Consider the following 19,720-nt stretch of genomic DNA (forward strand, 5'->3'; position numbering starts at 1 on the left):
AAGCACTAATTATTTTTTTGCAGGTAATTATCCGAGCTCCAGAATAACTACACTGGAAGACGGACATGGTAATTGTTTTACAACTAATAATTTTGGATCAAACATGGACAGCTTTCATGTAAAGTATAATGTCACACTCAGTAATTATACAACACACGTTTACTACACACTGCTTGATTTTAACTGCCCCGGCTCATTTATGCTGGTTAAAAATAACAGTCAGGAGGATAAAGCAGATGCAAAAGATAAGAAACAAACTGTCCCTGTAAAAACAGAAAATGTGTCAATGACCGGTACAGTATCGGCAGATGATAAAGAGTTAAGATCTTCAGAGCTTTATGCAGAAATGAAGACAGCATTAAAGAAGAATGATTACTCATCGGCAGCAGATAAATGTAAAAGCATTCTTGAGCTTGGTGTAGAGAACATGTATTCAACTGATGCAGTGAGAAAGTTACTTCATTGTCTAGCAAAGTCTAAAGGTAAACTTGTAAATACCGGGCAGACAATTACAAAGACAAGTAGTGTTCAATCCGACTCAAAAGTAATGAACGGGAGGGTAACTAAACAGGAAAACAAAACTATCAGAGAAGTAAGCAAAACATTGGCAGGTAATACTGTAAGTAGCATGTATGACTTAAAGACATATTATGAATCATACATACAGACTCATCCTGAGAATAAGCTGATAATAAACGAGATGTTCTATTACATACAGAAATGCAAAGTAATTCTTGGAGAATATGAGTCTGCTTTAAGCGGATATAAAGCAATAATGGAAAAAAATCCGAGCTCAACGGCAGGTCTGGGAGCAAAGTGGGAGTATGTAAATCTTCAGCTGCAAATTTCTGCCAAAGGAACAGGCAAAGGCGGTGGAGAAAGTGAAAATACAGATGAGATAGAACAATTAAGTGAACTGCAGCAACATGAAAAATTAATGAGTATGATAGAAGATAATATTGAAAATAATGACGGTCCTAAGGGTGGTCCAAAAGACGGTAAAGATAAAAACAGCGGGAAGAAATTTACAAAGGAAGACAGGAAGGTGATTACAAATAACATTGTAAACTCACTTGAGATAAACGGGCAGAGAGAAAAGACGAGACTCAAATCACTTGAAGAGAAAGTACTGAACAACCAGGCAAATCAAAGTGAGACAGTAGAATACAAAAAGATGATGTTATTAAAACAGCTGATAAAGGCAGAGAAGATAAATAGTATAGATGAGCAGGTAAACATGATGCAGAGTGATTTAAAGAAAATACTTGCTTTGGACAGTCATCCGGCTGATCTGCCTCAGCAAAAGACTTCACCTGTGATTGCTTATAATTATAAGCTTAACCAGAATTATCCGAACCCGTTCAATCCGACGACTAAGATAAATTATGAGTTGAAGAATGCAGGGTTTGTAACGATGAAGGTGTATGATCTTCTTGGAAGAGAAATAGCAGAGCTTGTAAATGAAACAAAGGAAGCAGGCAGATATACAATAGACTTTAACGCAAGCAAATATATGATGGCAAGCGGAATATATTTTTACCGCATACAAACAGGGGAATTTGTTGATACGAAACGAATGGTACTTGTGAAATAATATTTAAGCAATAATATTTAAGAAGTAATATTCAAATAACCTGACAGGAGAATTAATCCTGTCAGGTTTTTTATAACTCTGTTTATGTATATCTAAAAAGATAAATACTTAATTTATCAATAATTTTTTCGGAAAGTGAAATGGTAACCATATGAAAAAGCAATGATTTACCCCAAAACTTACGAGGGGGCGTAAGTTTCACTCTATAAAAAATCAAGTATTTATACCTATTCGGATGATCTTCTCCCCATACCGCGATTTCAGCTTATCCAGCTCATAATAAGGGAATTTCACATCTTTTTTAAAAAGGTCTAAATTCCGTTCAAAAGTATCTGAATGCAAATCAGAAACGAAGATTCCAAACGTCCTTATCCGGTAATAATCCGAAGGCTGAGGAAGCGTATAAAAAATCCATTTTGCTGCTTCATAGACTTCATTATCCCGGTTTGTAAAAGCCGGAAATCTATACTCGCCGCCCGTATATCGTAAGTCATCGTACCTGATTGAAAAATGAATGTTTGAAGCCACCAGCTTCTTGCTTCTCATTTTCCTGCAGATGTACTCGGCAAGGTATCTTATCTCCCGCTCAGCATCTTTGGAATTGGTTACAGGGTTAAGTACAGTATGGTTATGACCCAGGCATTTTTCCTTTTCGGTTTTAACGAAGATACCTGAGGTATCTTCTCCTCTGGCACATTTGCGGAAAACGATGCCGTTGATGCCGAACTCCTTGCGCATTCTTACTTCATTGGATTGGGCAAGTTCTCCGATAGTCGCAATTCCCATAGCTAAAAGTCTCCTGTAAATTCTCCGGCCAATTCCCCAAAGTTTTTCAGCGGAGAGATTTAAAATTCTTTCAGTCTTGTTGAATTCTATAGGAGTAAACCCGTCAGGTTTATCAAGCTTGCTTGCAGCCTTTGCATAAGATTTATTGAATGAAACTCCCAGTGAAATGAAAAGACCTAGTCTTTTCCGGATTTCCTCTTTGACTAATCTTCCTAATTTTTCACCTTCCTGAAAATTTCTTACTATATCCGAGCCGTCCATAAAGCACTCATCAATACTATATTGCTCAACGCAGTCAGGCGGGAAATGTTCTTTTAAAATTGTAATTACATCCAGAAGAGTTCGTTCGTACTTCGGTCCGTTACATGGAAGTGAGATAAGCTCGGGGCAGACTTTTTTTGCATCGATAACAGACATTCCGGTTTTGACTCCGCGCTTTCTTGCTTCGTAGGAAGAGGTCATAACAATTCCGGCATTTGAATCTTCCCATCCGCCGACGGAAACCGGTTTTCCTTTAAGCTCGGGATTATCTCTTTGTTCAACCTGTGCAAAGAAGGCATCTAAATCCAGATGGTAAAATACTTTTCTGCTATTGTCTCTGAGATTTAAATCAAACTCCTTAATATGCGGGAAGGAATACTGAGGTAAAATCCTTACGCGCCGGAAGTTTTCGGCATGTTTTTCACCTTCACGCGGTATAAAAAATTGAGAGCTTATCATACCCTTAAATTATATTGGTATAATTATTTAAGCAAGGATAAAAATTGGAAATAGAGTTATTTTCATTAAAAAAATCTGAAATATGCCTTTTATTTTTGAGGGATTTTTGATAATTTTAATATTCTACCAAATTTGTAGCCCGGGTGGCGGAACTGGTAGACGCGCAGGACTTAAAATCCTGTTGCCTGTAAAGGCAGTATCGGTTCGATTCCGATCCCGGGCACAAAGAACCCTTAAAGTTGCAAGATTTTAAGGGTTTTTTATTTTATATAGACAGACGCGTCCCGCTAAAGCGGGATTGCCTGTAAAAGCAGTATCGGTTCGATTCCGATCCCGGGCACATAACCCTTGAAGTCATGAGATTTCAAGGGTTTTTTATTCAGTATACATTTGAAGAATGTTCACTCTTCCCTTACCTTATCCGGATTCCAGAACGACTTCATCTTTATCTGGCTTGGATGCCAGCCAAGCTTTCTTGTGAAGAAAGCAGTAAGCTCTGCACAAACTCTTGCATCTCCCCCAATGTAAGCTATAAAACTTTCGTTCCTCAAACTGTTTGTATTCTCAGCAGATTTTTGATGAAGTGTATTTAACGTCTCAGTAATCTTTTCTTTAAGGAATTCTATTGGTGCCGGCAAGTGCTTATCCGAAGGAAGCATGTAAAAATCAAACGGCTTGCTGCCATCTAAATCAGAAAAAAAATCAGTCTCGTTTCCAGACACAAAACTGAATACTTTTTTATCAGGAGAAAGAGCACGCCTTACTTTATAAAAATGCCCGAGAGTTGAAATATCTCCTATGAAAAAATAGTTCCCAGCAGAGTTGTCTGCAACAAGTGTCTTCTTTAAAAAGAAATAAAAATCATCTCCTGCCTCTACTTCTTCAATCCATTTTGAGCCCAGTCCATTTGAATGAGTACAAACTGCTATATCAATCGTTCCTTTATCGGAATCAAAATCCCATATAGAATACGAACGCAGCTTAACATCCTGCAGTGAATCATCCGACCATTGCACTGCGACTTTCATATGCATACCCGGAGTGTAATCTATACTCTTTATATCATCGCCCCGCACTTTAAGATGATATGTATGCCCTGCGATTTTCTCTTTGCTAATGACGACTGCTTTTAGAAATTTTATCTTTGAATCCGAATTGGTTTGAGACATATTTTTATAATAAAAACAAAAAGCCTGACAGAAAAATCCATCAGGCATTTATAAAATCAATAAAGAATAAAACATTAAGCTGTTGCTTCTGCTTTCTTCTTTCCGAATTTCTTGTTGAATTTCTCAACGCGTCCTGCAGTATCCATCAGCACTTTTTTGCCTGTGAAGAAAGGATGCGAGCCGCTTGAAATTTCTACTTTGAAAAGCGGATATTCATTTCCGTCTTCCCATTTGATAGTTTCTTTGGAATCAGCAGTTGATCTGCTCAAAAATGCAAAATCAGATGTGATATCTTTAAATACAACGGGTCTGTATTGCGGATGAAAGTTCTTTTTCATGATATTGTTAATCCTTGTTTTTAATAGTTTTACATCGTTATCTATACGAAGTATAAATAAGGTACTCATTGTGAGTGAGAATTTCAAGGGGGAAAACCACAGCTAATACCACTCAAATTTAAAATTGTAAAAAGTCAGGAAAAAGTCGGATTCTTTTTACATTAAATTCAACATTAATTGTCACATTATTGTTACATTTTGTAATCCGGTATTGTTTTTTCAATATCGATAATTTTTATTTTCTTAAATTTGATGGGTTTTTGATGGATTTCTGCAAAATAAGGCAGACATTTTTAAATCCGCCACAAAAACTCTAAAACACAAAAATAAAAGTAACATAATTGTAACATTTTTAAATCCTCAGTCTATTCAATTTAAATTTTACAAAAAGTCGGATTCTTTTAATTTCAGATTTTAGATTTCAAATTGTAACAAAAAAGTAACATTTTTTCTAAACCATTCAATATTTATAAAAGTTGGAAAAAAGTCCTATTTCTTATTCAAATGAATTCCGGATATCGCAATTCCAGAGTTATTATTCAAATCTATTCATCTTCATTTTGCCAAAAATCCTTAAGCATAAATTAACAATTATATTTTAACAAGTAAAGAAGATGTAACCTATACCTACTAATAGGTAAATATAATAAAGATGGTATTGACTGATTTGAAGTTTTAGAACTGGTTAAGAAAACAAACTAACCGTTAATAGATGTGATACTCTAAAATATTCAGAGTATGTCCTGCGAGAGATTTCATAATTTTCTCTCCGCCAATTTTCCCACCGAGTGATTCAGGGATTTTTATGCTTGGGATATTATCTTTATCCACATTATACTTTATATATTTGTAATTCAGATTTTCTTTTGCCCAGTTATACAATGCCGTGATTGCTTCTTTCCCGTATGCATTTCCCTGCGCTGATTTTTTTACCCATAAGCCAAGAACCGGAATATCAGTTTTCACATCGTTTAATCTGGCCAGCCCAATAAATTCATTGGTATTTTTCAAAGTCATAACAACCCGCAAGTCATTACCGGATTTAATTCCTTCTTCGCCTGAACGGATAAACTCTTCAGTCTCTTCGATTATTACCGGAGGTTTAGGAAACATGTATTGAGTTATAGATGTATTGAACTCGCGGAATACATCATGCTTGTACTTCATTGATAAAGGAACAAGCACAAGTCGCTCAGTCGGCAAAGTGAAATTAGTAAAATCCATTAATCGTTTTTATTTAAAATAATTAATGCTGCTATTACTCCGGGCACCCAGCCTGCAACAGTAAGAATAAGTACTATTACAATAGAGCCGCAGCCTTTATCAAAAACTGCTAAAGGCGGGAGAATAATCGCAAGTATAACTCTCCACAAAGACATAATTTTTAATTGAAGTTTTGGATTATCTCATCAATGGTCTTTGCTCCCGGATAGTATGATAACAGTTTTTGCAAAACATCATCTACTATTGCATCGGGACAGGAAGCTCCGCTTGTGAGAATTATCCTTGATGGATGTTTACGTGGTAAATAATCTTTTGTTACCAGCTCTTCATGAGTGTGATAATTGAAATGTGAAATTATTTCATCCGAAATAATTTTATCGGCAGATGAAATAAAATAAGTGGGCAGCTTTTCTTCACAGAGCTCTACTATATGTGATGTGTTCGAGCTGTTATATCCTCCAACAACTACAGCTATATCAGCCTGCTCTTCAAGTAGACCTAACGTTGCCCTTTGGTTATCGTGAGTTGCATAACACAGCGTGTCGCGGGTATCGGCGAAGTGATTTTTTAAATGCGCTTCGCCGTGTTTCTGAATCATAATATTTTTAAGATAATCCGCGATTGCCTGAGTCTCTGTTGCAAGCATAGTAGTCTGGTTCACAACTCCTATTTTTATAAAATCGGTGAGCGGATCAAAATTCTTAGATAACCTTCCTTCGAAGTATTTATTAAATTCATCCAGAGAGATTTTACCAAGAATATAATCGCCGAGTATCTTCGTCTCTTCCATATCACGTACAATCATTGTCGGGGCATTTTCTTTGCTGTGGGAAAAAGTTGCCTTAGTCTCTTCGTGTTTGTATTTTCCGTGAACGACGATAGTATAGTCCTGCATACCGAGCGTCTCTGCTCTGTTCCAGACTTTCTCCACAAAGGGACAGGTTGAATTATATCTTAATGGATCAATGCCCAGCGATGAAAGCTTATCTTCGATTTCAAGTGTAGTACCAAAGGCAGGAATAATAACAATGTCGTTGGGAGATAATTCTTCCCATGGAATAATCTGCCGCCCGTTAGTTTCCATTATGAACTTAACTCCGCGGCGGATGAGGTCATTATTTACTTCGGGATTGTGAATCATTTCAGAAAGAAGAAAAATTCTTTTATCGGGATTTTCTTCAACTGCCTTGTAGGAAATTTCTATTGCATTCTCAACTCCGTAACAGAAACCGAAATGCCTCGCAATTAAAAACTGCACAGGCCCAAAATCCAAAACCGTCGGAGAATAATCTTTTTTCCGTGGATCAGAAACTTTGCGCGCGTTTTTAATTTTGGATATAACCGGGCTCCGGTAGAATATAGGTATCTCGAATGTCTTCAATAGAAATTATTAATAAAAAATTTATTGTATAAAATAATTATAGGATAAAAATAATCCGGCTAGTGCAATCATCGCTCCTGAGAATTTAACAATCTTCTCGTTTGCAATTTTATTTACTGCCGTGCCAAAACCAATGCCTGATAAATGCAGAACGATAGTAGTCAAAACAAAACCGGCTGCATACATAACTCCGCTAGCTGCTGCAGGAAGTTCAGTTCCGTGAGTATGTCCGTGGCATAAGGCAAAAACACCGACAAGTATTGAAGAAACTAATATTGGTAATCTTACACCGGCAAGTATTAATACTCCTAACACGACAACTGAAACAAGAATTCCAATTTCAGCGAAAGGAAGACTTATGTTATTCATTCCAAGCACTCCGCCGATAGACATAAGCCCGACGAAGGAGAGTGGTATAATCCATTTTGCTTTTCCGCCCATCTGTGCTGCCCAGATACCGACGGCCAGCATTGCAAGAATGTGGTCAAGCCCGGAAAGCGGGTGGAAAAAACCGTTTGAAAATCCTGATTGCGTTCCGAGTAAAGGATGCGCAAATAAATTTGTAGAACTAAGTAATAAAGCTAACAATAAAAGTATTTTCGTTTTCATGAGAATGGGTCATTAAGTTAACAAATTAATTTGTAAAACTTTTTATTCAAATGCTGCAAAACCTGTAACGTCTTCACCGAGAATCAACGAATGCATTTCATGTGTGCCTTCATATGTTTTTACGGATTCAATATTATTAAGATGCCTCATAATCGGATATTCATCAAGTATTCCGTTTGCTCCCATCATTTCGCGAGCCATGCTTGCGATGTTTTTTGCAATCTCACAGTTGTTTCTCTTAGCTAAAGAAACATGTTGAGGTCTTAATTTATTTTCATCTTTTATTTTTGCAAGTCTCCAGTTCAATAACTGAGCTTTTGTAATTTCTGTAAGCATGTAAGCAAGCTTATCCTGTGTAAGCTGGAATGCAGCAAGAGGCTTGCCGAACATAATTCTGCTCTTTGTATAGTTCAATACTGTATCATAGCAACCCATTGCCATACCCGTTACGCCCCAAGCAATACCATATCTTGCCTGTGTTAAACAGCTAAGAGGTGATTTCAATCCGCCTGAGTTTGGTAAAATATTTTCTTCGGGAATCAAACAGTCTTCAAATACCAACTCAGAAGTTACTGATGCTCTGAGTGAAAGTTTACCCTTCATTTCAGGTGCGGAGAATCCTTTAGTTCCTTTTTCAACTAAGAAGCCTCTTACTTTGCCGTCGAGCTTAGCCCATACAACTGCAACATCTGAAACTGTTCCGTTTGTAATCCACATCTTTGCGCCGTTCAATAAATATCCGCCGTCAACTTTTTCTGCTTTAGTTATCATTCCACCGGGATTGCTTCCGAAGTCAGGCTCCGTTAATCCGAAGCATCCGATAGCTGAACCGTTTGCAAGTCTTGGCAGCCAGTTTTTCTTCTGCTCTTCACTTCCGAATGAATATATGGGATACATTACGAGTGAAGACTGAACCGATGCAAAGCTTCTCACGCCGCTATCGCCGCGTTCAAGCTCCTGCATTATAAGTCCGTATGCAACATTATTTACACCCATTCCGCCGTATTCTACGGGGAGAGTTGGTCCGAAAATTCCCAGCTCAGCCATTTTAGGCACAAGCTTAGAGGGGAATTTCATATCCTGATTGTATTTTTCAATTATTGGAATTACTTCGTTACTAACAAAATCACGAACTGTATCTCTTATAGATTTTTCTTCATCGGTTAACAGGTCATCTATGAGATAGTAATCAACGCCCTTGTAATTTTCTGCTGCCATAGTTGTATATTAATTAAGTTAAGGATTAAATTTTAATTTTGATTTTCTGCTTCGAGAGCATCTAGCTCTTTATCTATTTTTTCATACTCCGCTTCTATTTCTTTTTTCAGATCGTGATACTCATCATCATTTGTATCGGAAAGAATTGCATCATACAAATAAGATGCTTTTATTTTCAGTTTCACTTTCTCTTCTTTATCTTCTGCATCAGAAGCAAGATTGAATAACTTTGCTGCTATTAAAGTTTTTACTACATCAAGCTTTCCTGAAATACTGAAGAAACTTACTAACTGCTGAACGGGAAGATTATTTATAAAATTATAATCGAGCCCAATTAAAGTCTTGCATCCGTTGGCAATTTCTTTTCTTATCTCATCTTTTACACCTATATCTTTTTTAAAAAGAATCTTTGCTATTACTTCAGTCAGTGTTTCCAGCTGACGCATTAAAAAATCTTTACTAATCATTTTTACGAGTACATTTTTTCTATTTTATCAAAATTCTTTTCAGTTGTGTTCATTTTTACTTTTATCATTGTCTTAAGGTATTCAACTTTTTTCACTTCGCCGAGATTGTATAGTTCGCTAAGACCTTTATAATCTCCTGCTTTTAATCTTACAAGCGTTTCTTTGTTATTATGCGAAAGCAAATCAAGAATCTTCTCCATCAGATACTTTATATTCATCCCTTTTTCAGCAGAGATGAATACTGAATGCTCATACTTATCTTTTACGGCTGCCATCATATCTTTGTTTTCAAGCGCATCGACTTTATTAAATACGTGCACAATAATTTTATTTTCTGCTCCTATTTCTTTCAGCGTTTCTTCTACTACATCAATCTGCTCTTCGAAATTTGGATTTGAAATATCTATCACGTGAAGAAGGATGTCTGATTCAATTACTTCAGCCAATGTAGATTTGAACGATTCAATCAGTCCGTGCGGCAGATTTTTTATAAATCCTACTGTATCGGAAATTAAAACCTTCTTCGGAATTTTCGGAACGGATTCTTTTTTATTTACTGAGTTAAAACTTAAAACTCGCGTAGAAGTATCAAGCGTAGCAAATAATTTGTTTTCAACCAGAACATCTGAATCTGTGAGTAAGTTCAGTAAGGTTGATTTTCCTACGTTCGTATATCCTACCAGTGAAATTCTATAGAAATTTTTTCTTTCCTGAGATTGTGTCTGCTGCTGCCTGTCAATTTTTACAAGTTTCTCTTTAAGCATGGCAATGCGTGTACCGATAAGACGTCTATCCGTTTCAATCTGTGTTTCACCGGGACCTCTTGCTCCTATACCGCCGAACTGCTTAGATAAGTGAGTCCATTGGCGTGTCAGTCTCGGCAATAAATATTCAAGCTGTGCAAGCTCCACCTGCAATTTTGCCTGTGAAGTTCTTGCGTTAGATGCAAAGATATCAAGGATAAGATTTGACTTATCCATTATCTTGCATTTTATTTTTTGTTCAAGATTTCTTATCTGCGTGAAGGCAAGCTCATTCTCAAAAATTACGAGAGCGATTTTGTTATCGTTAACATACTCGGCAATCTCGTTTACTTTTCCTTTACCTATCATATAGCGCGAGTCATACGTATTATTCGACTGATAATACATTTTCATAACAACTGCGCCTGCAGTTTCAGCAAGAAATTTTAATTCGATAAGTGAATCTTCTGAATGGTAATTTTCTTTGTCGCTTTTATTTGAATAACATACAAGAACAGTTTTCTCAAGTTCCTTTGCGGTTTCTAGCATCATATAGTTATAAATTACCCAAATTTCAAACGAATTTAAAGGCAATAAAGTGGGAATAAGTCCGAATTTAACAGCAATATATTGCGCTTAGGACTGAAATTAAGAAAACTATCTGAATTGTTAATAGAACTCAAAATGACGATTTTAAAAAATCATGTTCGTTCCTAAGCTCTTTACTACACTAAAAAGCTACAACAAAAAGTTATTTGTTTCCGATGCAATCTCGGGCGTGATTGTCGGAATAGTAGCTCTTCCTCTCGCTATAGCATTTGCAATCGCATCGGGTGTCTCACCTGAAAAAGGATTAATCACAGCAGTCATTGCCGGATTTATAATTTCATTCCTTGGCGGAAGCAGAGTGCAGATTGGCGGACCCACGGGCGCATTTATAATTATCGTTTACGGAATAATTCAGAAGTACGGTATGGACGGCCTTATGATTGCTACAATCATGGCAGGTATTTTTCTGGTATTGATGGGATTTTTCAAACTCGGCACTCTGATACAATTTATTCCGCTTCCAATCATTACAGGTTTTACCTCAGGCATAGCATTAATAATTTTTACTACTCAGATAAAGGATCTCTTCGGTCTTCAGATAGATAAAATCCCTGCAGACTTCGTCGAAAAAATCCCTGTGCTCTTCGGAAATCTGAATTTACTTAATCCAAGTACGGTTTTTGTTTCAGCGTTATCGTTATTTATAATAATCATCATTCCCCGTTATACAAGAAAAATTCCGGGAACGTTTGTTGCTCTGATTGTCGGAACTCTGGTTGTATATTTTTTCAATCTGAACGTTGAAACAATCAGCACAAAGTTCGGAGTTATCTCAAGCAGCATTCCTCCGCTTACATTTCCTGTTATCACCTATGAAAAAGTTGCGGGATTAATTTCCCCGGCTTTTACAATTGCTATGCTCGGCGCAATTGAATCATTACTATCAGCAGTTGTTGCAGATGGTATGACGGGAAACAGACACCGTTCAAACATGGAACTGATTGCGCAGGGAACTGCGAATATTATTACTCCGCTGTTTGGGGGAATTCCCGCTACAGGCGCAATTGCAAGAACTGTTACGAATATAAAGAACGGCGGTAAGACTCCCGTTGCAGGATTAATTCATGCAGTTGTGCTATTAATGATTATGCTTTTCTTCGGAAAGTACGCAGGAATGATTCCGCTTTGTGTGCTTGGTTCTATACTTGCTGTTGTTGCATATAATATGAGTGAGTGGCGTGAGTTCAAAGCGCAGCTTAAAATGCCCAAGAGCGATGTGGTGGTTTTGCTGACAACTTTTTTCCTGACCGTTGTGTTTGATTTAACAGTGGCAATTGAAATAGGAATGGTGCTTTCGGCATTTTTATTTATGAGACGAATGGCAAGCGTAACTAATATGGGGATCGTAACAAGAGAATTTGATGAAGAAGGCGCAGAAGAAACAGGAGATAATTCCATTGCAGGAAAAGATATTCCGAAATATGTTCTGATATACGAAGTAAACGGACCGTTCTTCTTCGGTGCAGCAAGTAAATTCAAGGAAGCTGCAAGAGTAATTGAAGGCAGAGTGAAAATATTTATAATGCGGTTGAGAAATGTGCCGGCAATCGATTCTACGGGTATATCTACAATTGAAGATTTTTATGAAGACTGCAAAAAGAATAAAATAATTTTACTGCTTTCCGGAATTCACGCACAGCCATTATTTGCCGCTGAAAAAGCAGGACTGATTGAAAAAATAGGAATAGATAACTGCTGCGGAAATATTGACGATGCATTGAATAGAGCGAGAGAAATTTTGGGACTGGAAAAGCAGGAAGTAAAAGCAGCGAAAGAAAGCTCAATTGAGAGGTAAAATGAGAGATAAAACAAGGATTAATTCGGAAATAAAGTGAACTGTAAAGCCACAATTTTGTTTACTTTAATTTAATCTAAAAGTTATATATTTGTTAAAGTTCTTTAATTAAACTGAGCGTATTAAATCCAAAAGACTCATATTAGCCGCACTGATAATAAGTGAAATTGTTACGGCCGTTCTCTTAACATATCTCAGATATAAGAATCAGGACCTGCCTGTTCGCAGCTTTGATTTAACGAAAACGGGCAATATGATTTCGTTGTTCTTTTTTGGTGTACCTATCCTCATACAATTAGTTTTATTCTTCAAAAAATACCCTCTGAATAACGGAGCGTTATTCGTTTTATTTTTTCTTTCTATCCTTTCCAATGTTTTTGTTGTAACTGCATTTTATTTTTATCAGAAAGATTTAAAAATTCTTTTATACTCTTTCGCTCTTCTTCTTAATTTTATCGTCACATCAGGTTCAATAGTAATAATAACATCGCGATTAAAAAAGTTGTATGTGTTCAGAACGATTTGGTTCAATCTTTTTCTGATACCGATTCTTCTGCTTGTCGTCTTCTTCAAAGTTTATACTTTCAAAGATGATGCGGGAGAATATGCAGACGGAGAGAAGAAGGCTGATGCAGGAGTAATTCTCGGCGCGGCAGTATGGGGAGGAAACAGACCTTCACCCGTGCTTCGTGAAAGAATAAACAAAGGGTTTGAAATTTATGACAGGAAGAATGTAAGAAAGCTTGTGCTTACAGGAGGCGGCTCACCAAATGAAATGACTGAAGGTGACGTTGCAAAAAATGAGCTTATAAAGTACGGAGTTGACCCGAAGAATTTAATTGTAGAGAATAATTCAAACTCCACTATGGAGCAGCTTCAGTTCGTAAGAGATTTTCTTTACAAGACTATGAACTGGAAAAAAATTATACTGATATCCGATAACTATCATTTGTTCCGGTGCAAACAGATATGTTCGTTTAATAATATAAGCGCTGATGCAATTTCATCCGATACACCGCTCTCAACTGAAGGAGGAGTTACTTTCTGCATTAAAGAAAGTTTTGCTCTTGTTGAGTTCTGGTTTTTCGGAATAGGTTAAAAAAATAATATAACTCATAATATAAATACTTAATACAAAACAAAAAAATGCCGCAAACCCGAAGACATATCAGAATTAAAGTGATGCAGATTTTATACGCGCAATCTATGAACGGTGACCCGATTGAGATGGTGATGAAAGATTTATTATCCGATGTAGAGGACAAGGAGAACAAACAATTTGCAGAGGACCTTATTCACTACATTCTTGATAATCTGAAAACGATTGAAGAAATAGTTGATAAAAAAGTTGAGAACTGGGAAGCGGAAAGAATGGCTTATCTGGATAAGGTGATTTTGAAAATCGGTGTGGCCGAGCTGTTAAATTTTCCTGAAATCCCTCCGAAAGTAACTATCAATGAAGCGATTGAAATTGCAAAGGATTTTTCTTCCAAAAGCAGCGGGAAATTTGTGAACGGAGTGCTTGATGCAATACTTGAAGATCTTAAAAAAGAAGACAAGCTGAACAAGACAGGCAGGGGATTATTAAATCTTGAGAAGAAGGGCGGAGGTAAGAAGTAATAAAGTTTCAGGTTCTCCTTACAAAGCTCCAGCTTTGTAAGGATACATTTACCAAGCTTGAGCTTGGGAAATAGTTAGTAATATTTTTTTTCGCTTTCAGCGAATTGTTCTTTTTGTCTTGATACAAAAAGAATCAAAAAAATCAATCCGCCATGGCGGATATAAATTTAATATATCGCAGCACTGTTCAGATGTTGATTTGGAGTTTTTAAGAAGTAATTTTATTTTTTATCACCTCATCCATAGCTATGAAAAATAAAAAACAGATTTTCTACTGGTCGCTATTTGATTTTGCAAATTCGACTTATGCGGTTATTGTTCTTGCATTCGTGTTTGCAATTTATTTTACCAGTACTATTGCAGAAGGAAAGCCCATTGGCGATTTCTACTGGTCGCTGGGAATAAATATTGCGATGATAATTTCTGCAGTGCTGAATCCTGTATGCGGCGCGCTGGCAGATTACTCAAACAGCAAAAAAAAGTTTTTATTGTTTTTCACTATCCTTGCAGTTGTTCCGACTGCTTTAATGTACTTCACAGGTCCGGGCACAATTGTTTTCGCATTGGTGCTTCTGATTTTCTCAAATATAGGATTTCAAACAGGACTTACATTTTATGATGCCTTCATAAAAGAAATAACAGAAGAAAAGTATTACAACAAAGTTTCGGGCATAGGATATGCAGTAGGATATGCAGGGTCGCTGCTTTCAGTTGCATTGGTTTTTCCTCTGAAAGATAATCCGAATTTGTTATTCCTTGTCTGCGCGATAATGTTTTTTGTTTTTTCGCTCCCGTTATTTTTATTTCTGAAAGAAAAAAGACCTGTAAGAGAAGAGAAAGAAATAAATTATTTTACCTACGGCTTTTCAAAAACAAAAGCTGCGCTTATTGAAGTCGGAAGATACAGTAACCTGAAATATTTTTTAATTTCGTATTTCTTTTTCATTGATGCAGTAAACACAATAATATTTTTCTCGGGTATTTATGCAAAGAAAACACTGGAGTTCACTGTTACTGAGCTCGCAATATTTTTTCTTTTAGTTCAAATAACTGCGCTGCTGGGCTCGTTGCTGTTTGGTTTTATCGGAGATAAAATCGGAATAAAAAAATCATTAGTATTTACTATTGTAATGTGGATACTTATCACAGGGGCTGTATTTGTAACTGATGACAAAAATTCATTTTTTATAATCGGTGCCTTTGCAGGAACATTTCTTGGAGCAACACAAAGCCTTTCACGAACTATGATGGCAAAGCTGACACCGGATAATTTAAAGACAACTTTCTTCGGGCTTTATGCATTACTGGAGAAGTCTTCAACCCTGCTCGGACCTTTAACATTCGGGCTGGTATCATGGCTTTCAGGCTCGCAAAAAATGGCAGTTCTTTCAGTTGGATTTTTTTTCCTTCTCGGAATGTTACTGATAAGGAAGGTTAAAGTAGAAAATAAAATTGTAACAATTTAAAAAGATGACAGAAATAAAAGACACAGAGAATCTTATAAAGCTTTTAGATGATAACGACGAGTATGTTTATCAACATGTAAGAGGCAAGCTGATGGAACTGGGCAATGATGCGCTCCCTGCATTATTGATGAGTCTTACGAATGATAATCCGTTATTAAATGAAAGAATAAAGAACATAATAGATGAGATTTATTTTTCTGAAGTAGATGCTAAGTTTAAAGCGCTTTCAGAGAAAAAAGAAAATATTTTGGAGGAAGCTGTTTTTCTCATTGCAAACTATGGCTATCCTGAAATGGATATGAATAAATATAAGAACGAGCTTGATGAAATGAGCACCAAGCTGAACTTATCAATTGATAAAATGAAAACAAATCCGCTGATACCGCATGATGACCCGCTTCAGATTATAAAAATAATAAATCATTTTTTATTTTATCAGCAGGGATATAAAGGCAATACTGAGAATTTTTATGAACCGGAGAACACGTTCTTTAATGATGTAATGGACAGGAAGAAGGGAATTCCTATCAGCTTATCTATTCTTTATCTTCTTGTATGCAAAAGGTTAAACCTGCCGACTTACGGAGTAAATCTGCCCGCACATTTTATTATAAAATATGTCGACGAGCGAGACGAGTTTTATATAGATCCCTACAATAATGGTATAGTGATCTCGAAAAGTGAGGCAGTAAAATTTTTAAGCAGAATTGGATTAACAAAAGAAGATTTTGATAGTATCTCATTTTTGAAGATTGCTGATGATAAAGATATTATTAAAAGGTCACTGAATAATCTTGTTAATATTTATACCCGCTCAGGCGATACTCAAAAAACGGAGCAGCTTAAAAAAATAATGAGCTATTTTGAATAGCGGCTATTGTTACTGCTCCCTTGTAATAGCCGCCATGGAGAAAGGAATCTATTTTTTGTAAATCTTTGCGAAAATTATACCAAGCAAATAACCAATCAGACCTGCTGCAAAAACATGAAATGCAATGAGAGTAAGAATTGCAGAAAGGTTAAAGTTCTCTTCCCTGATATCATACTTTACAAATAAATTATACGCACCTACGATTATTCCCAGCACTGCGCCGGTCTTTACATAGGAGAAAATGAAGTTTTGCCTTACTGTTATCAGCAGAGCTTTTTCTTCTACTGTCGGGGCTTTTGGCATTTCCCATCCGGGGTAAACCTGAGTTTCATTTAATATCTTTGACATAACTTATTTTTAAAATTTAGAGGATAATTTTTAAAATACCTCTCACGGAGGAGATAACCGTGAGAGGGCTGTTGAATTATTTTATCAATACCATTTTCCTGATGGCGTTGTTTTCGTTAGTTGTCAATTTATAAAAATAAACTCCGGATGAAAGCGCTGATGCGTTGAATTCTACTGTGTAATATCCTGCGTTATAGAACTTATCTGAAATTAATTCCGATACCATTCTTCCTGTAACATCATACACAGCAAGCTTAACATTTGTATTCAACGGCAGTTCAAAGTTAATTTTTGTAACCGGATTGAACGGATTTGGGTAATTTTGCGCAAGATTAAATTTACCCGGCACTCCGATTATAACTTCATTTGTGAGATAATAATATTTAAAGTTTCCGTTGTAATCTTTTTGTTTTAATCTGTAAGAGTATCTTCCTGTTGCAAGATTATTATCGGAATATGTATAAGTTATTTCATGGTTCGCTGTTCCGCTGCCTTTTACAAATCCAATTTTATTCCAGTCGTTTGAAGCCGATTTTCTTTCTATGTCGTAGCCTTCATTGTTTTGTTCACCTTGTGTTCTCCAGTTAAGCTCTACATTTGTTTCTGAAACTGCAGAGGTAAATGAAGCCAGTTCAACAGGTAAAACAAATTCTGAAGAGATAGCATATAGCCCTGTTTCCAGTCCTATAATTAACTCATCATAGTATAATACATTTATTTCCGTTCCTGTTGGAAATGTATATCCGGTATGCCACGTAGCAGAAGAGTAGTTTCCTGTTAAATAGTATACTATGTTGTCCGCTGCAACAAAAACAGTATCAGGTCCCACAGTAATAGATTTGCCTTCCATACCGGGAGTAATCGGGAAACCTGTTACGGAAAAAGCTGACCATTTATTTGTACCGGAAATAATTTTGTAGTATGCAATAGGATGATTTGCTCCGGCATCTGTACCGCATGCATAAACAGTATCACCTGTAACACTAACCGCTACGTCAATTATAGTGGCTACTATCTGATATCCGACTGTTGTATGTGTGCCGTCCATATTTTGAGCGGCAGTCCAGTTATTTCCTGATTTTGTAAGTCTGTATAAAGCGACTCCCTGAGGTGAAGACAGGTCATAGGATACGCCGACGTATGCGACTGTATCAGTTCCTTCGATAGAAAAAACTATATCGTTTACATCAACGTCCTGACCTGTAGAAGCCGCTTCAAGTAATATCTGGTTCCAGTTTGAACCTGAATTTGTTGTATAAAATAATCCGCCTTTGCTTGTAGATGTCTGTGTATATCCAGCAAATACAATTTTTGAATCATAAGGACATACTTCAATTGCTTCAACTGAACTTGAACTTGTGAAATTATACGGTGCATCTTCTGCAGTAAATACTCTGTTCCATGCGCTTCCGTTATTCGTTGTTTTATAAACTCTTACATTGCCCACATATGCAGTACTTGTATCATTGATGTTCATATCGGCAGAGTAATAAGGTGAGCCGTCGCCGTTAGGGAACATTGCACTGGACCAAACAGGAGTTGTCTGGTAGTTATATACTTTTCTTACTCCCGATTTGCATGCTATCCATGCATTTGTTTTTGAAACATTCATGTCTAAATCATTTACCTGAACCGCTTCAACTCCGTTATCTATTTCAAAAATTGTTGCGCCTGAATTTGTGGATGCAGCAATTCCCTGATCAGATGTTAAATAAATTAAAGATGATTTGTTCGGGTCAACTAAGTTAGTTCCGTCATTTGAGTGAGTTTCCAGTCCGGTGTTTCCGAAGTTTACCCATGTAGTACCCATGTTTGCACTGTAGCATGAGGCAAAGTAAACATAGTAGCTTGATGAAGTTCCTGCGCATACAATATTAGGACCAAATGTACCTGTGATTCCTGTACTTACTGTAGTCCATGTAGTTCCGTCATTAGTTGAATTGGCTACACTTTTACCGGAGGAAGCCCCCCCTACAAATAGTTTTCCATCCGGACCTATCCCAAAAGCTTTCCAGGTAAGGGAGGCTGATAACGTTGCTAAAGATATTGTTGAAAATGTTGTTGCTCCGGTAAATGCATTATAATCAGTTGATGATTTTACTAATCCCGGAGTAGTGCCTTCACCAAAAACATAAATTCTGTTATTGGTTTTGTTTATTGCAATTGTCGGATTTGAAAGAGGTGTAATTGTTACTGAACCGCTTTCTGTATAAACCCCTGCTGAACTGATTGTTCCATAATGGAATTGTGTTGAGTTCTTTATAAAAAACATATATGACCTATAAACAAGTAAACAGTTAATGTTTCCCGATGAGATAGTATTAACAGTTGAAGAAGAAGGGTGCGAAGAAAGCAAACCGGTCTGATGAATAAAGAATAAATATCCTGAGGCGCTATCTGCGGCAATTTTTTGAATATCGCTTCCATAGTTTGCTGTGGAATTGAGACCGGGCATTACTGTGAAATTTCCGAAAGTTGTAGTTCCGCTTCCGCTGTAAACATCAGCGTAGAATACAGAGTTTGCGCTTTCTGTGGAAATAAATACGCGTGTTGTATCTGTCGTTTTGGCATATGAGGAAATACAATTAATTCTTCCGCCGTATATGCTTTGAACTTCAGGTGTTGAAAGTTGTGCGAATGAGAACGAGTTCGCAATCAGTGCTAATAGAATCGCCAGAAATCCTTTTGTAAGTGTTATTTTCATTTTGTTGTTGCTCCTTAGTTAGAAAGTTTTCAAATTATTTTTGTTTTAGCATTACCCA

18 protein-coding genes and 1 tRNA gene are annotated in these 19,720 nt (G+C 36.6%); 7 read left to right on the plus strand and 12 right to left on the minus strand.

Features of this window, described 5'->3' with window-relative positions:
* The first annotated feature begins 1,174 nt into the window (after positions 1-1,174).
* Positions 1,175-1,594: a T9SS type A sorting domain-containing protein gene (locus JST55_11035; protein MBS1494040.1), complete on the plus strand. Its 420-nt coding sequence runs from the start codon at positions 1,175-1,177 to the stop codon at positions 1,592-1,594.
* A 213-nt stretch (positions 1,595-1,807) separates the two neighbouring features.
* On the opposite strand, the gene JST55_11040 is transcribed toward JST55_11035, so the two are convergent.
* The gene (locus tag JST55_11040; GenBank protein ID MBS1494041.1) at positions 1,808-3,100 is read right to left on the minus strand and encodes a DNA polymerase IV; all 1,293 of its coding nucleotides are present in this window, start codon (positions 3,098-3,100) and stop codon (positions 1,808-1,810) included.
* Positions 3,101-3,237: 137 nt separating this feature from the next.
* Here JST55_11040 and JST55_11045 point away from each other — a divergent pair.
* Positions 3,238-3,323: transfer RNA gene (locus JST55_11045), tRNA-Leu, on the plus strand.
* A gap of 178 nt (positions 3,324-3,501) precedes the next feature.
* Here JST55_11045 and JST55_11050 read toward each other — a convergent pair.
* The 9 genes from JST55_11050 to hflX all read right to left on the minus strand — a co-directional run bounded on the left by JST55_11050 (position 3,502) and on the right by hflX (position 10,801).
* The gene (locus tag JST55_11050; protein ID MBS1494042.1) at positions 3,502-4,269 is read right to left on the minus strand and encodes an SIP domain-containing protein; all 768 of its coding nucleotides are present in this window, start codon (positions 4,267-4,269) and stop codon (positions 3,502-3,504) included.
* Positions 4,270-4,343: 74 nt separating this feature from the next.
* Complete coding sequence (locus tag JST55_11055; protein MBS1494043.1) at positions 4,344-4,607, minus strand: type B 50S ribosomal protein L31; 264 nt, start codon at positions 4,605-4,607, stop codon at positions 4,344-4,346.
* Between the two features lie 705 nt (positions 4,608-5,312).
* Positions 5,313-5,831, minus strand: coding sequence for a GNAT family N-acetyltransferase (locus JST55_11060; protein ID MBS1494044.1), 519 nt, complete (start codon positions 5,829-5,831; stop codon positions 5,313-5,315).
* Positions 5,831-5,986: a YqaE/Pmp3 family membrane protein gene (locus JST55_11065; GenBank protein ID MBS1494045.1), complete on the minus strand. Its 156-nt coding sequence runs from the start codon at positions 5,984-5,986 to the stop codon at positions 5,831-5,833. The genes JST55_11060 and JST55_11065 overlap by 1 nt, the downstream gene beginning before the upstream one ends.
* Positions 5,987-5,991: 5 nt before the next feature.
* Positions 5,992-7,212, minus strand: coding sequence for a 4-hydroxy-3-methylbut-2-enyl diphosphate reductase (locus tag JST55_11070; protein MBS1494046.1), 1,221 nt, complete (start codon positions 7,210-7,212; stop codon positions 5,992-5,994).
* Positions 7,213-7,233: 21 nt separating this feature from the next.
* A complete protein-coding gene (locus tag JST55_11075; protein ID MBS1494047.1) occupies positions 7,234-7,821 on the minus strand; it encodes a HupE/UreJ family protein in 588 nt (195 codons plus the stop codon).
* A gap of 42 nt (positions 7,822-7,863) precedes the next feature.
* Positions 7,864-9,039 carry an acyl-CoA dehydrogenase family protein gene (locus tag JST55_11080; GenBank protein ID MBS1494048.1) on the minus strand — a complete coding sequence of 392 codons (1,176 nt, stop codon included), beginning with the start codon at positions 9,037-9,039 and terminating at the stop codon, positions 7,864-7,866.
* Positions 9,040-9,071: 32 nt separating this feature from the next.
* The gene (locus JST55_11085; protein ID MBS1494049.1) at positions 9,072-9,506 is read right to left on the minus strand and encodes a hypothetical protein; all 435 of its coding nucleotides are present in this window, start codon (positions 9,504-9,506) and stop codon (positions 9,072-9,074) included.
* A 2-nt stretch (positions 9,507-9,508) separates the two neighbouring features.
* Positions 9,509-10,801, minus strand: coding sequence for a GTPase HflX (gene hflX / locus JST55_11090; GenBank protein MBS1494050.1), 1,293 nt, complete (start codon positions 10,799-10,801; stop codon positions 9,509-9,511).
* Positions 10,802-10,952: 151 nt separating this feature from the next.
* On the opposite strand from hflX, the gene JST55_11095 reads away from it, so the two are divergent.
* The 5 genes from JST55_11095 to JST55_11115 all read left to right on the plus strand — a co-directional run bounded on the left by JST55_11095 (position 10,953) and on the right by JST55_11115 (position 16,610).
* A complete protein-coding gene (locus tag JST55_11095; protein ID MBS1494051.1) occupies positions 10,953-12,653 on the plus strand; it encodes an STAS domain-containing protein in 1,701 nt (566 codons plus the stop codon).
* Between the two features lie 253 nt (positions 12,654-12,906).
* The gene (locus tag JST55_11100; GenBank protein ID MBS1494052.1) at positions 12,907-13,752 is read left to right on the plus strand and encodes a YdcF family protein; all 846 of its coding nucleotides are present in this window, start codon (positions 12,907-12,909) and stop codon (positions 13,750-13,752) included.
* A 47-nt stretch (positions 13,753-13,799) separates the two neighbouring features.
* Positions 13,800-14,273, plus strand: a complete 474-nt coding sequence (nusB, locus tag JST55_11105; protein MBS1494053.1) for a transcription antitermination factor NusB — start codon at positions 13,800-13,802, stop codon at positions 14,271-14,273.
* A gap of 248 nt (positions 14,274-14,521) precedes the next feature.
* Positions 14,522-15,739 carry an MFS transporter gene (locus tag JST55_11110; protein MBS1494054.1) on the plus strand — a complete coding sequence of 406 codons (1,218 nt, stop codon included), beginning with the start codon at positions 14,522-14,524 and terminating at the stop codon, positions 15,737-15,739.
* Positions 15,740-15,743: 4 nt separating this feature from the next.
* Positions 15,744-16,610, plus strand: a complete 867-nt coding sequence (locus tag JST55_11115; protein ID MBS1494055.1) for a transglutaminase family protein — start codon at positions 15,744-15,746, stop codon at positions 16,608-16,610.
* A gap of 48 nt (positions 16,611-16,658) precedes the next feature.
* On the opposite strand, the gene JST55_11120 is transcribed toward JST55_11115, so the two are convergent.
* The gene (locus JST55_11120) at positions 16,659-16,958 is read right to left on the minus strand and encodes a hypothetical protein (protein ID MBS1494056.1); all 300 of its coding nucleotides are present in this window, start codon (positions 16,956-16,958) and stop codon (positions 16,659-16,661) included.
* 76 nt (positions 16,959-17,034) lie between these two features.
* Positions 17,035-19,662: a T9SS type A sorting domain-containing protein gene (locus JST55_11125; protein MBS1494057.1), complete on the minus strand. Its 2,628-nt coding sequence runs from the start codon at positions 19,660-19,662 to the stop codon at positions 17,035-17,037.
* Positions 19,663-19,720: the final 58 nt, after the last annotated feature.

Source organism: Bacteroidota bacterium (genome assembly GCA_018266835.1).
Lineage (GTDB): Bacteria > Bacteroidota > Ignavibacteria > Tepidaquicellales > Tepidaquicellaceae > JAFDZO01.